Annotated in this window: 1 protein-coding gene; it reads left to right on the top strand. The window is 71.2% G+C overall.

Annotation, left to right across the window (positions count from 1 at the left end; all coding sequences use genetic code 11):
- Positions 1-14: 14 nt before the first annotated feature.
- Positions 15-15,509, top strand: a 15,495-nt coding sequence (locus IE247_RS31980; protein ID WP_190126862.1) for a non-ribosomal peptide synthetase, incomplete at its 3' end; no start/stop codon positions are given.

Raw genomic sequence — 15,509 nt, 5'->3', positions numbered from 1 at the left:
TGGGGACCGTTGGAATGCCTGATTCTCACCGTTCACCTCTCTCCGGCACCCACCCGGACACTTTCCTCGACCTTCTGAGGGCACGGGTCGCGAGCGTGCCCGGGGTCGTGGCCGTGCGGTGCGAGTCGGACGCCCTGTCGTACGCGGAGCTGGACGTACGGTCGAATCGTCTGGCCCGGGTGCTGGTTGGCGCGGGTGTGGGTCGGGAGCGGGTGGTGGGTCTGTGCCTGCCGCGCGGGGTGGACATGGTGGTGGCGCTGCTGGCGGTGTGGAAGGCGGGCGGGGCGTATGTGCCGCTCGACCCGGAGCACCCGGCGGAGCGTCTCGCGTACATGATCGCCGACAGCGGCGCGGTAGCGGTGCTGACCACGGCGGGTGTCGAGGTTCCGGACACCGGTACGCCCGTACTCCCGCTGGAAGAGATCGAGACGGATTCGGTCGCCGCCGAGCCGCTCGATGTGAGTGTGGGTCCGGAGCAGTTGGCGTACGTGATCTATACGTCGGGTTCGACGGGTCGCCCGAAGGGTGTGGCGGTCGCGCACGGTGGGGTGGCGAACCTCGCGTTGGCGATGCGTCCCGCGCTGGGTGTGGACGAAGGGGTGGTGGCGCTTCAGTTCGCGTCCTTCAGTTTCGACGCGGCTGTGCTGGATGTCGCGGTGACGCTGGCCGCTGGCGGAACGCTCGCGATCGCGTCGAGCGAGGAGCGGCGGGAGCCCGAGGCTTTGGCGGCGATGATCCGCACCTCCGGTGTCGAGGTCGCGAGCGTCGTCCCCTCACTTCTCGGTGTGCTGGATCCGGCGGCGGTGCCTGGTGTGCGGAACTGGGTGGTGGGTTCCGAGCGGGTGAGCGCGGGGCTGGCGAGCCGCTGGGTCACCGGCTCGCGGGTGTGGAACGCGTACGGTCCGACCGAGGTCACGGTCATCGCGACCACGGGCCGGATCGACGGCGAGATCGGCCCGGAGGATCCGGCTCCCTCCATCGGCCGTCCGCTGCGCCGTACGCGGGTGTTCGTGCTGGACGGGTTTCTGCGGCCGGTTCCGGTGGGTGTGACGGGTGAGCTGTACGTATCGGGCGACGGTTTGGCCCGAGGTTATGTGGGCCGGGCGGATCTGACGGCCGAGCGCTTTGTGGCCAGCCCCTTTGAGTTCGGTGACCGGATGTACCGGACGGGGGACTTGGCGCAGTGGTCGGAAGACGGCCAGTTGTCGTTCGTGGGGCGTGCGGACGAGCAGGTGAAGATCCGTGGCTTCCGTGTCGAGCCGGGGGAGGTCGAATCGGTCCTCGCGGGGTTCGAGGGTGTGGGGCAGGTCGCGGTGGTCGTGCGTGAGGACCGGCCGGGTGACAAGCGTCTGGTCGCCTATGCCGTACCCACGACCGCTGACAGCATCGACATCGAGGCGCTCCGGCGGTACGCGGCCTCGCGGCTGCCGGAGTACATGGTTCCGGCGGCGGTCGTGGTGCTGGAGGCTCTGCCGCTGACGGTGAACAGCAAGCTGGATCGGGCCGCGCTTCCGGCTCCGGGGCGCACCACCGGCGGGCGTGCGGCGCGTACTCCGGTGGAGGAGGCTCTCTGCGGGCTCTTCGCCGAGGTGCTCGGACTCGCGCACGTCGGTGCCGACGAATCCTTCTTTGAACTCGGCGGCGACTCCATCCTCTCCATGATGGTGGTCTCGGGCGCGCGCCGGGCGGGCCTGGTGATCACCACCCAAGCTGTGTTCGAACACCGCACCGCGGCCGCGCTGGCCACCGTGGCCACCCGCCTCGCCGCCGAACCCCTCCCAGGTGAGACCGCCGAAGGAACCGGCCCGATCCCGCTCACTCCGGTGATGCGCGAACTCCTCAGCCGCTCCCACCCCGACGGCCTCTCCGAGGTCTATCAGTCGGCGCTGGTGGTGGCTCCTGTCGGCCTGGACGCAGAGGTTCTGGCGAGTGCGGTCGGTGTGCTTGTCGATCATCATGATGTGCTGCGGGCGCGGTTCAGTGCGGAGTCCGGGGGGCGGTTGGTGGTGCCGGAGCCGGGGTCGGTTCCGGTGGGTTCCTTCGTCCTGCGTGTGGACGGGTCGGTGGCCGGTGATCTCCGGCGGCTGGTGGAGGAGGAGTCGCGGGCGGCCGTGGCCCGGTTGGATCCGGCGGCCGGTGTGATGCTCCAGGTCGTCTGGTTCGACCTCGGCCCCACCACCCCCGGACGGCTGCTGATCGTCCTCAACCACCTCGTCGTGGACGGCGTCTCATGGCGGGTACTCCTCGCCGACCTCGCTCACGCCCACACCGAACTGACAGCCGGACGGACCCCCGCCCCGGCACCGGTCCCCACATCGTTCCGGCACTGGATGAGCCGGCTGGCGGACCAGAGCCACAGCGCGGAACGCCTCGCGGAACTGCCCCGCTGGACGGAGATCCTCCAGGGCCCGGACCCCCTGCTGACGGCACGCCCCATGGACCCCGCCCGCGACCTGGGCGCCTCGGTCCGGCGGGTGTCGGTCCGGGTGCCCGTCGAGGTGACATCAGCTCTGCTGACCGCCGTGCCCGCCGTCTTCCACGCGGGCATCGACGATGTCCTGCTGACCGGACTCGCGGCGGCGGTCGAGGAGTGGCGCGGCGACCGTCAGGAACCCACCGGCGGCGGGTTCCTGGTCGATGTGGAGGGCCACGGGCGCGTCCCGCTCGACGCGGCGACGGATCTGTCCCGCACGGTCGGCTGGTTCACCCGTATCCACCCCGTACGGCTCGACATCGGAACCGGAACCGGAACCGGAACCGGAACCGGAACCGGAATCGGTAGCGGTGTCGAGATACGCGAGGGCGGCCCGGCGGCCGGGCGGGCGCTGAAGCGGGTCAAGGAGCAGCTGCGGTCGGTGCCCGGCGACGGCCTCGGCCATGGCGTTCTGCGTCATCTCAACCCCGACACCGCTGCCGAACTCGCCGAGCTGCCCTCCGCACAGATCGGCTTCAACTACCTCGGCCGATTCGCCGCCCACGACGAGGAATGGCAGCCGGCCGGGGAAACCGCGCTCGGGGAGGGCGGCGACCCCCGGGCACCCGTCATGCACCCCCTCGAAGCGGAGGGCGTCGTACACGACCGTGCGGACGGCCCCGAACTCCTCCTCAGCCTGGCATGGCCGGAACGGCTGCTGGACGAGCCGGCCGCGCGCGCCCTGGCCGAGGGCTGGGCGGCGATGCTGGCCGGTCTCGTCGACCATGCCTCCCGGCCGGGCGCCGGAGGCCGTACGCCGTCCGACTTCCCCCTGGTGGCGCTCGACCAGGGGCAGATCGAGGAGCTGGAGACCTCGGTCCCCGCCCTGGCCGAGATCCTGCCGGTGACCCCGCTCCAGGAAGGCCTGCTGTTCCACGCGCTCTTCGACGAGCAGAGCACCGATGTGTACGTCGAACAGCTGGCCATCGGCCTGGAGGGCCCACTCGACCTGCCCGCCCTGCGCGCCTCCTGGGAGGCGCTGATCGACCGGCACGCGAGCCTGCGGGCCGGCTTCCGATACCCCGCCGGAGCCGACCGGCCCGTGCAGGTGATCGAGGAACGATCCGCGCTGCCCTGGCGCGAGGAAGACCTCTCAGACCTCCCCCCGGAGACCGCGCGCACCGAATCGGAGCGCCTGGAGCACGCGGACCGGCACCGCCGGTTCGACCTGGCGGCCCCGCCCCTCGTACGCGTACTCCTGACCAGGCTCGGAGCCGACCGCCACCGCATGGCGATCACCCTGCACCACGTAGTGCTCGACGGCTGGTCGCTGCCGATCCTGACGCGCGAGCTGTGGACCGCGTACGAGGCCGGGGGCCACACGACCGGTCTGCCCGCAGTCACCCCGTACCGCGAGCACCTCGCGTGGCTCGCCCGCCAGGACAAGGACGCCGCGCGAACCGCCTGGCGGCAGGCGCTCGCCGGGCTGGACGAGCCCACGCTCGTCGCACCCCCGGAGCACGGCACCGAACCGGTCCCACAGGACGCGAACACCGATACGGGCACTGACACAGGCACTGACACAGGCACTGACACGGGCACCGTCGTCATCGAGCCGAGCGAGGAGTTCGCCTCCGCCGTACGCGATGTGGCCCGCACCCACGGACTGACACTGAACACGGTGGTGCAGGCCGCGTGGGCCCTGGTCGTCGGTCAGCTCGCGGGCCGCGCCGACGTGGTGTTCGGCGCGACCGTCGCGGGCCGCCCCGCCGAACTGCCCGGCATGGAATCGATGCTCGGCCTGTTCATCAACACCGTGCCGGTGCGCGTACGGCTCGACCCCGCGCAGACCGTCGCCGGGCTGCTCACCGAACTCCAGGCACAGCAGTCGGCGCTCCTGGACCATCAGCACCTGGGGCTCACCGAGATCCAGCGTCTCGCGGGCCCCGGTGCGGCCTTCGACACCCTCATGGCCTTCGAGAACTATCGCGCGGCCGAGAACGCCCCTCCCGCGCCACTGACGCTCACCGGGACCGAGGTCCGCGAGTCGACCACCTACCCCCTCGCCCTCGACGTCAGCCCGGTCGGCGAGTTCCGGCTCCGCCTCGACCACCGGCTGTCGGCCTTCGACACCGCCGCCGCCGGAGCCCTCCTCGACCGCCTGGTCCACGTCCTCTCCCAGTTCGCCGCCGACCCGACCGCCCGACTCGGCCGGATCGCGGTGCTGGACGAGGCCCAGCGGTCGCGGGTGGTGTCGGAGCGGAACGACACCGAGCCGCCTGCGGCCGAGGGCACCTTCCTGGACCTGTTCGCGGCACGGGTCGCGAGCGTGCCCGGGGTCGTGGCCGTGCGGTGCGAGTCGGACGCCCTGTCGTACGCGGAGCTGGACGCGCGCGCCAATCGTCTGGCCCGGTACTTGGTTGATGCGGGTGTGGGTCGGGAGCGGGTGGTGGGTCTGTGCCTGCCGCGCGGGGTGGACATGGTGGTGGCGCTGCTGGCGGTGTGGAAGGCGGGCGGGGCGTATGTGCCGCTCGACCCGGAGCATCCTGCGGAGCGTCTCGCGTACATGGTCGCCGACAGCGGCGCGGTGCTCGTCCTGGGTACTGCCGGGACGGAGATTCCCGGGATCGAAGCGCCCGTTGTGCGCCTGGACGAGATCGAAGCGGGTTCAGCCGAGCCGCTCGATGTGAGTGTGGGTCCGGAGCAGTTGGCGTATGTGATCTATACGTCGGGTTCGACGGGTCGTCCGAAGGGTGTGGCGGTCGCGCAGGGTGGGGTGGCGAACCTCGCGTTGGCGATGCGTCCCGCGCTGGGTGTGGACGAAGGGGTGGTGGCGCTTCAGTTCGCGTCGTTCAGTTTTGACGCGGCTGTGCTGGATGTGGCGGTGACGCTCGCTGCTGGTGGGACGCTGGCGATCGCGTCGGGTGAGGAGCGGCGGGAGCCGGAGGCTTTGGCGGCGATGATCCGGACCTCGGGTGTTGAGGTGGCGAGTGTGGTGCCGTCTCTGCTGGGGGTGCTGGATCCGGCGGCTGTGCCTGGTGTGCGGAACTGGGTGGTGGGTTCCGAGCGGGTGAGCGCGGGGCTGGCGAGCCGGTGGGTGGCCGGTGCGCGGGTGTGGAATGCGTACGGTCCGACCGAGGTCACGGTCATCGCGACCACGGGCCGGATCGACGGCGGGATCGGCCCGGAGGACCCGGCTCCCTCCATCGGCCGTCCGCTGCGCCGTACGCGGGTGTTCGTGCTGGACGGGTTTCTTCGGCCGGTTCCGGTGGGTGTGACGGGTGAGCTGTATGTCGCCGGTGACGGCCTGGCCCGGGGCTATGTGGGCCGTGCCGATCTGACGGCCGAGCGCTTTGTGGCCAGCCCATTCGGTGGCCGGATGTACCGATCCGGAGATCTGGTCCGGTGGAGCGCCGATGGCCAACTGTCCTTCGTGGGGCGTGCGGATGAGCAGGTGAAGATCCGTGGTTTCCGTGTCGAGCCCGGCGAGGTGGAGTCCGTACTCGCCGCGCACGAGAGTGTCGGCCAGGTCGCGGTGGTGGTGCGTGAGGACCGGCCGGGTGACAGGCGTCTGGTGGCTTATGTGGTGCCGGGTGCGCGGGGCGTGGAGGTGGAGGCGCTCCGGCGGTACGCGGCGTCGAGATTGCCGGAGTACATGGTTCCGGCGGCGGTCGTGGTGCTGGAGGCTCTGCCGCTGACGGTGAACAGCAAGCTGGATCGGGCCGCGCTTCCGGCTCCGGGGCGCACCACCGGCGGGCGTGCGGCGCGTACTCCGGTGGAGGAGGCTCTCTGCGGGCTCTTCGCCGAGGTGCTCGGACTCGCGCACGTCGGTGCCGACGAATCCTTCTTTGAACTCGGCGGCGACTCCATCCTCTCCATGCTGCTGGTGTCCGGTGCCCGCCGCGCGGGGCTCGCGATCTCGGCCCGCGAGGTGTTCGAACACCGGACCCCGGCGAACCTCGCGGCCGTGGCCGCCACGGGCGGCTTCGAACCGGGGGCGAGCGGTGCCCCAGGAGTCGGAGAGGTGCCGCTGACCCCGGTCATGCGTGAGCTGATCGACCGGGTGGGCACGGACAATCTGGGCCAGGTCGTCCAGTCGGCGCTGGTGGTGGCTCCTGCCGGCCTGGACGCAGGGGTTCTGGCGAGTGCGGTCGGTGTGCTTGTCGATCATCATGATGTGCTGCGGGCGCGGTTCAGTGCGGAGTCCGGGGGGCGGTTGGTGGTGCCGGAGCCGGGGTCGGTTCCGGTGGGTTCCTTCGTCCTGCGTGTGGACGGGTCGGTGGCCGGTGATCTCCGGCGGCTGGTGGAGGAGGAGTCGCGGGCGGCCGTGGCCCGGTTGGATCCGGCGGCCGGTGTGATGCTCCAGGTCGTCTGGTTCGACCTCGGCCCCACCACCCCCGGACGGCTGCTGATCGTCCTCAACCACCTCGTCGTGGACGCGGTGTCACTGCGCGTACTGCTGCCCGATCTGGCGGAGGCCTGCACCGCGTCGGCCGCCGGCCGCGCGCCCGCGCTCCAGTCCGTACCGACGTCGTTCCGGCACTGGGCCCGCGCACTGGCGGACCAGAGCCACAGCGCGGAACGCCTCGCGGAACTGCCCCGCTGGACCGAACTCCTCAGGGGCGCGGACGCGCTGCTCACCGCTCGTCCGCTGGACCCCGCCCGCGACCTGAGCGCCTCGGTCCGGCGAGTGTCGGTCCAGGTGCCCGTCGAGGTGACATCCGCTCTGCTGACCACCGTGCCCGCCGTCTTCCACGCCGGGGTCGAGCAGGTGCTGCTGACCGGACTCGCGGCGGCGGTCGAGGAGTGGCGCGGCGACCGTCAGGAACCCACCGGTGGCGGGTTCCTGGTCGATGTGGAGGGCCACGGCCGTGTCCCGCTCGACGCGGCGACGGATCTGTCCCGCACGGTCGGCTGGTTCACCGGCGTTCATCCCGTACGGCTCGCTGTCGATGCCGATGGCCACGCCGGGATACGCGAGGGCGGCCCGGCGGCCGGGCGGGCGCTGAAGCGGGTCAAGGAGCAGCTGCGGTCGGTGCCCGGCGACGGCCTGGGGTACGGAGTCCTGCGCCGCCTCAACCCGGACACCGCCGCCGAACTCGCCGAGCTGCCCTCCGCGCAGATCGGCTTCAACTACCTCGGCCGATTCTCCGCGCCCCCCGAGGAGTCGTCGGCGACACCCTGGTCACCTGCCGCCGAAGGCGGACCGGTCGGCGGAGTGGGCGGCGCGTTCCCGGTGTCGCACGCGCTCGAAGCCGAGGGCGAAGTCCACGAGTCCGCCGAAGGGCCTCGGCTCACACTGACCCTCGTCCGGCCGGAACGGCTGCTGGACGAGCCGGCGGCGCGCGCTCTGGTCGAGGGCTGGGCGGCGATGCTGGCCGGTCTCGTCGACCACGCTTCCAGGCCGGGCGCCGGGGGCCGTACGCCGTCCGACTTCCCCCTGGTGGCGCTCGACCAGGGGCAGATCGAGGAGCTGGAGACCTCGGTCCCCGCCCTGGCCGAGATCCTGCCGGTGACCCCGCTCCAGGAAGGCTTCCTCTTCCACGCGACCTTCGACGAGCGCGACACCGACGTCTATGTGGAGCAGTTCGACCTTGGTCTCTCGGGCCCTCTGAACGCGGCTGTCCTGCGCGCCGCCTGGGAGGCCGTGGTGGCGCGGCACACCAGCCTGCGGGCCGGCTTCCGGCAACTGCCCGGGGTGGACCGGCCGGTCCAGGTGATCGCCCGAGAGGTGACCCTGCCCTGGCGCGCGGAAGACCTCTCGGAGCTGGCCGAGGCAGAGGCGTCGGCCGAGGCCGAACGGCTCGGCGTCGAGGAGCGCTCCCGCCGGTTCGACCTCGCGCGGCCGCCGCTGCTGAGGATCCTCCTGGTGAGGATGGGGCCCGACCGCCACCGCATGCTGATCACCCTGCACCACATCGTCCTCGACGGCTGGTCACTGCCCATCCTGATGACTGACCTGTGGGCGGCCTACGAGGCCGGGGGCAGCACGGCGGCCCTGCCCCCGGCGACCCCGTACCGCGGCTATCTCGACTGGCTCGCCCGCCAGGACCGGGAAGAGGCGCGGGAGGCATGGCGGCAGACCCTCATCGGCGCCGACGAACCGACCCGCGTCGCACCGGCCGGGACGGCCGTCGACGCGTCGGCCCCCTTCGGCCGGGTGTCCACCCGGGCCGGAGCGGCACTGACGCGCGCGCTCCGCGAACTGACCCGGACCCGTGGCCTCACCCTCAACACCGTGGTGCAGGCCGCCTGGGCACGAGTCGTCGGTCAGCTCGCGGGCCGCGCCGACGTGGTGTTCGGCGCGACCGTCGCGGGCCGCCCCGCCGAACTGCCCGGCATGGAATCGATGCTGGGCCTGTTCATCAACACCGTGCCGGTGCGCGTACGGCTCGACCCCGGCCAGAGCGTCGCCGGGCTGCTCACCGAACTCCAGGCCGAGCAGTCCGCACTGCTCGACCACCAGTACGTCGGGCTCACCGAGATCCAGCGGCTGGCCGGCCCCGGCGCGGTCTTCGACACCCTCATGGCCTTCGAGAACTACCCCGGAGACCCGGACGCGCAGCCTCCGACGGAAGGGCTGACGCTCACCGACTCCACGGCCAGGGAGTCGACCAACTTCCCCCTGATCATGATCGTGAACCCGGCCGAGGGCGACATGACCTTCCGGCTGGAACACCTGCTGAGTGCCTTCGACGAGGATGCCGCACGGGCCGTCGCCGGGCGGCTGCTATCCGTACTGGATCAGATGGCCGCCGACCCCGAAGCACCGCTGAGCGGTATCGCGGTGCTCGACGAGGCCGAGCGGTCCCTTGTGGTCGACCACTGGAACGACACCGGCCGTACGGTGCCGGGCACTTCGCTGGTCGAGCTGTTCGAGGCGCGGGCGAACCGCTCGCCGGACGCGGTGGCGGCCGTCGGCGGAGGCCGGGAATGGTCGTACGCGGAGCTGAACCGGATCGCCGACCGGGTCGCCTGCGGCCTGATCGCCCGTGGTGTGCGCCGCGGCGACCTCGTCGGAGTGGTGCTGGAACGGTCCCTGGACCTGGTGGCGGTGCTGCTCGGCGTCGCGAAGGCGGGCGCGGGATTCGTCCCGGTGGACCCGTCCTGGCCCGCCGCCAGGGCCGGGGTCGTCCTCGAACACACCACCCTGACCGTGATCGAGGCCGAGACCGGTTCGGATGTCGGTGTTCGGAACGCGCGGGCCGTCCCGGCGGCGGAGCTGCTGTCGGGCCCCGACGGAGTCCCCGGGGTGACCGTCGGCGGCGACGACGTGGCGTACGTGATGTACACATCGGGTTCCACCGGTGTGCCGAAGGGAGCCGCGATCCCGCACTCGGCGGTGGCCGCTCTCGTCTCCGACTCCTGCTGGAGCGCGGCCGCCCGCGACCGGGTCCTGGTCCACTCGCCCCACACATTCGACGCCTCGACCTACGAGCTGTGGGTACCGCTGGTGAACGGCGGCCGTGTCGTGGTCGCCCCGCCCGGCCGGGTGGACGCCGTGACCCTCGCCGGGCTGATCAGCCAGCATCGGCTGACCGCCGTCTACATGTCCGCGGGGCTGTTCGGCGTCACGGCCGAGGAGTCCCCGGAAGCCCTGACCGGACTCTCCGAGGTGCTGATCGGCGGAGACGTGATCCCCGCCGGAGCGATCGCGAGAGCCCAGGAATCCTCCCCCGACCTGGCGTTCGTCAATGTGTACGGGCCGACGGAGGCTACCGTCCTGGCCACCACGCACACCGTGGCACCCGGCGCCCAGGCCCCGGCGGTCGTGCCGATCGGCCGGCTCAGGGACAACACCCGCGTATACGTCCTCGACGAATTCCTCCTGCCCGTCCCGGTGGGCGTCAACGGCGAGCTGTACATCGCAGGCTCGGGACTGGCCAGGGGATACGCGGGCCGGCCGGTACTCACCGCCGAGCGGTTCGTCGCCTGCCCGTTCGGCGGGCGGATGTACCGGACGGGCGACCTGGCACGCTGGACGGCCGACGGGCAGCTCATGTTCGCGGGCCGCGCCGACGCCCAGGTGAAGATCCGGGGCTTCCGCGTCGAACCCGGCGAGACCGAGGCCGTCCTCGCCGCCCACGAGAGCGTCAGCCAGGCCGCGGTGACCGTCCGCGAGGACCGGCCCGGGGAGAAGCGACTGGTCGGCTATGTCATTCCGGCCGGCCACGCACACCCCGGCCTCGGTGCCGACCTGCGCGAATTCGCCGCCGAACACCTGCCCGAATTCATGGTTCCGGCCGCGATCGTCGTCCTCGACACCCTGCCGATCACAGCGAACGGCAAGCTCGACCGCACCGCCCTCCCCGCCCCCGAATTCGCCGGGCGCGCGGACGGCCGGGAACCGGCGACCCCGATGGAAGAGACGCTGTGCGGGCTCTTCGCCGAGGTGCTCGGCCTGGACCGGGTCGGCGCGGAGACCTCGTTCTTCGACCTCGGCGGCGACTCGCTCCTCGCGATGCGGTTGATCGCCCGGGTACGTTCCGTCCTCGACACCGACATCAGCATCCGCGACCTCTTCGCCGCCGCCACGGTCGCGGCACTCGCCGGCCTGATCGAAGGCGCGGACAGCGACAGCGGCGCGACCGAACCCCTTGCCGCACCGACGCCGGGGCCACGCCCCGACGTACTGCCGCTGTCCTACGCCCAGCAGCGGATGTGGTTCCTCAACCGGCTGGAGGAGACCGAATCCGGCGCGGACGCGACCTACAACCTGCCGCTGGCCCTGCGTCTGTCGGGTGAGCTGGATGTGGCGGCGCTGGAGGCGGCTCTCGGCGATGTGGCCGACCGGCACGAGAGCCTGCGGACCGTCTTCCCCGAGACCGACGGCGCACCCCGCCAGCAGATCATCCATGGTGCGGCGGGCCGCCCCCGGCTGGAGACCGAGGAGACCACTGAGGCCGAACTCACCGAGACCCTCACGGCCCACTCGGGCCACGGCTTCGATGTCAGCGCCGATCTGCCGTGGCGTGTGCGGCTGTTGGTGGTCGGTCCTTCGGAGTTCGTTCTGCTGATCGTGGCGCATCACATCGCGGTGGACGGTTGGTCGATGGGTGCGCTGGCCCGTGATCTCGGGGTCGCTTACGCCGCCCGGCGCGGAGGCCGGTCCCCTGGTTGGGAGCCGTTGCCGGTGCAGTACGCGGACTACGCGCTCTGGCAGCGTGAAGTCCTCGGCGACCTGGACGACGAGGACAGCCTCATCAGCGCACAGCTGCGCTTCTGGCGCGAAGCACTGGAAGGCGCACCGGAGGAACTGACGCTGCCGACCGACCGGCCGCGCCCTCCGGCGTCCTCCTTCCGAGGCCGCACAGTGCCCGTACGCGTCGACGCCCGCACCCACACCGGTCTCGCGGACATCGCCGGACACGGACAGGCGACCATGTTCATGGTCGTCCAAGCCGCACTGGCCGTGCTCCTCTCCCGGATGGGCGCGGGCACCGACATCCCGCTGGGGACCGCGACCGCCGGGCGCGCCCACGCCGACCTCGACGATCTCGCCGGACTCTTCGTCAACACGGTCGTCCTGCGGTCGGACGTCGGTGGCGACCCCACCTTCAGCGAACTCCTCGGCCGGGTCCGGGAAGCCGATCTCTCCGCCTACGCCCATCAGGACGTGCCCTTCGAGCGCCTGGTGGAGGCGCTCAACCCGGCCCGGTCGCTCGCCCGCAACCCTCTCTTCCAGGTGATGCTCGCCCTGGAGACCAGCACCTGGGCCGACTGGGACCTGCCCGGCCTCGCCGTCGACCGGATCGAGTTCGCGGCGGACGCCGCGCGGTTCGACCTCTCTGTCGACCTCGTCGAGGAGCGGGATGCGGATGGTGGTCCTGCGGGTATCGGTGGCGGGATTCTGTATGCGACGGACCTCTTTGATCAGGTGACGGTTGAGGGTTTGGCGCGGCGTTTGGGTCGGGTGCTGGAGCAGGTGGCGGCTGATCCGGATGTGCGGCTGAGCGGGATCGCGGTGCTGGACGAGGCCGAGCGGTCGCGGATGGTGTCGGAGTGGAACGACACGGCTCTGCCCGTCGAGGCGGACACCTTCCTCGATCTGTTCGCCGACCGGGTCGAGCAAGGTCCCGAGACTCTGGCGGTCCGGTCCGGTGCGGATGTCCTTTCGTACGGGGAGCTGGACGGACAGGCGAACCGGCTGGCCCGGTACTTGATCGACGCGGGTGTGAGTCGGGAGCGGGTGGTGGGTCTGTGCCTGCCGCGCGGGATCGACATGGTGGTGGCGCTGCTCGCGGTCTGGAAGGCCGGCGGGGCGTATGTGCCGCTTGACCCGGAGTACCCGGCGGACCGGCTCGCGTACATGGTCGCCGACAGCGGTGCCGTACTGGTCCTGGGCACGGGAGGGACGCTGGCCGATGTGCCGGTGGCGGACGCGCGGGCGGTGCTGCTGGACCAGATCGAGACGGAGCTTGTCGCCGAGTCCGCTGAGCCGCTCGATGTGGGCGTGAGTCCGGCCCAGCTCGCGTACGTGATCTATACGTCGGGTTCGACGGGTCGTCCGAAGGGGGTGGCGGTCGCTCATGGCGGGGTGGCGAACCTCGCGCTCGCGATGCGAACCGCCCTCGGTGTGGGTGAAGGGGTGGTGGCGCTTCAGTTCGCCTCGTTCAGCTTCGACGCGGCTGTGCTGGACGTCGCCGTGACCTTGGCCGGTGGCGGAACGCTCGCGATCGCGTCGGGTGAGGAGCGGCGGGAGCCGGAGGCGCTGGCGGAGATGATCCGCACTTCGGGTGTCGAGGTGGCGAGTGTGGTGCCGTCTCTGCTGGGGGTGTTGGATCCGGCGGCCGTGCCTGGTGTGCGGAACTGGGTGCTGGGTGCTGAGCGGCTGAGCGCGGATCTGGCGAGTCGGTGGCTCGCGGGTTCGCGGGTGTGGAACACGTACGGTCCGACCGAGGCGACCGTCATCACCACCGCCGTTCCTCTCGATGCGGGGATGTCGCCGGAGGATCAGCCTCCGGCGATCGGAAGCCCGATCGGCAACGCCCAGGTCTATGTTCTGGACGGTTTCCTCCAGCCGGTTCCGGTCGGTGTGACGGGTGAGCTGTACGTCGCCGGTGACGGTCTGGCCCGGGGTTATGCGGGCCGTGCGGATCTGACGGCGGAGCGTTTTGTGGCGAGTCCGTTCGGCGGGCGGATGTATCGCTCGGGTGACCTGGCGCGCTGGAGTGCGGACGGTCAGCTGTGGTTCGCCGGTCGTGCGGACGAGCAGGTGAAGATCCGGGGCTTCCGCGTCGAACCCGGGGAGGTCGAATCCGTCCTGGCCGCGCACGAGAGCGTGGGTCAGGTCGCGGTGATCGTCCGCGAGGACCGGCCGGGTGACAAGCGTCTGGTCGCCTACGCCGTACCCACGACCGCCGACAGCTTCGACACCGAGAGGCTCAAGCGGTTCGCGGGGGAGCGGCTGCCGGAGTACATGGTCCCGGCGAACGTCCTCGTCCTGGACCCCCTCCCGCTGACGGTCAACGGGAAACTCGACAAGGCGGCACTCCCGGCCCCCGAGGCAGGTGAGAGCGGTGGGCGTGCTCCGGTGACTCCGGTGGAGGAGAAGCTGTGCGCGCTCTTCGCCGAGGTGCTGGGTCTTGACCGGGTCAGTGCCGATGGTTCGTTCTTCGAGCTGGGTGGCGACTCGATCATGTCGATGCTGCTGGTGTCGAGCGCCCGTAAGGCGGGGCTCGTCATCACCGCGCGCCAGGTCTTCGAACGGAAGACGCCGGCGAGCCTGGCCGCGGTGGCCGTCGAGGATCGCCTCGGGCGAGTCGGGAGCGGCGGTGACGTCGGGGTGGGGGTCGTGCCGCTGACTCCGGTCATGCGCGAACTCCTTGAGCGGGTCGAGCCGGGCAAGGCTGTTCAGTCGACCTTGACAGTGACCCCGGTGGGCCTGGACTTCGCGGTGCTCACGGATGCGGTTCAGGCATTGGCGGACCGCCATGACATGCTCCGCGCCCAGCTGGTGCGTGGCGACGGACCGACCCTTCTCGTACCGGACACGGCCATGGTCGGCCCCTGGGTGAGGCGCGTCGACGCGACCTCCGGCGATCTGCGGCGGCTCGTCGCGGACGAGACACGCTCGGCCGCCGGGCGCATCGACCCGTGGGCCGGTGTGATGGTGCAGGTGGTGTGGTTCGACCTGGGTGCGGAGGTTCCTGGGCGGCTGTTGATTGTTGTGGATCATCTGGTGGTGGACGGGGTCTCGTGGCGGGTTCTGCTGCCGGATCTGGTGCAGGCGTACGGTGAGCTGGCGGCGGGGCGTGCGGCCGGTCTGGAGCCGGTGCCGACGTCGTTCCGGCACTGGGCACGCGAACTCGCAGAACAGGCCGGAAGTGAAGACCGGCTGGCGGAGGCGGCCCAGTGGGTCGACTTCCTCCAGGGCTCCGAGCCGCCGTTCACCACCGTCGAGCAGCCGATCGACCGGCCGGCCGACACGGCGACCCCCGCGATGAGAACCGTCTCCGCGAAGCTCCCCGCAGAGGCGACGGCCCTTCTCCTCACCCGGGTGCCGACCGCGTTCCATGCGGGAGTCGAGCAGGTGCTGCTGACCGGTCTCGCGTCGGCACTCGCCGAATGGCGGCACACGAGGAGTTCGGCACGCGGCCTCCTGGTCGATGTCGAGGGTCACGGCCGGACCTCCCTCACCGGGAACGACGATCTGTCGCGGACGGTGGGCTGGTTCACGAGCAGTCATCCCGTACGGCTGGATGTCGGTTCGGTGGATCTGTCGGAGGTGCGGGAGGGTGGTCCGGCGGCTGGGCGGGTGTTGAAGCGGGTCAAGGAGCAGGTGCGGTCGGTCCCGGGCGACGGCCTCGGCTATGGCGTACTGCGCTATCTCAACCCCGAGACGGCTGCCGCGTTCGCCGCACTGCCCTCGGCCCAGATCGGGTTCAACTACCTCGGACGATTCGCCGGGTCGGTGGAAGCGGGCCGACCCCCTCAGGGCGGCTGGCCCCTGGCCGATGAGGCTGCGGCGAGTGAGGACATCCCGCTCGCACACGACCTGGAGGCCGTCGGAATCGTCCACGACCTCTCCGAGGGTCCTGAGTTGACGTTGACGTTGTTGTGGCCGGAGGCGTTGTTCGAGGAGTCTTCGGTTCGG

Source organism: Streptomyces inusitatus (assembly GCF_014651115.1).
GTDB classification, from domain to species: Bacteria; Actinomycetota; Actinomycetes; order Streptomycetales; family Streptomycetaceae; genus Streptomyces; species Streptomyces amakusaensis.
Note: the sequence above shows the minus strand (reverse complement) of the source record. Positions and strands in the feature narration are given on the sequence as shown.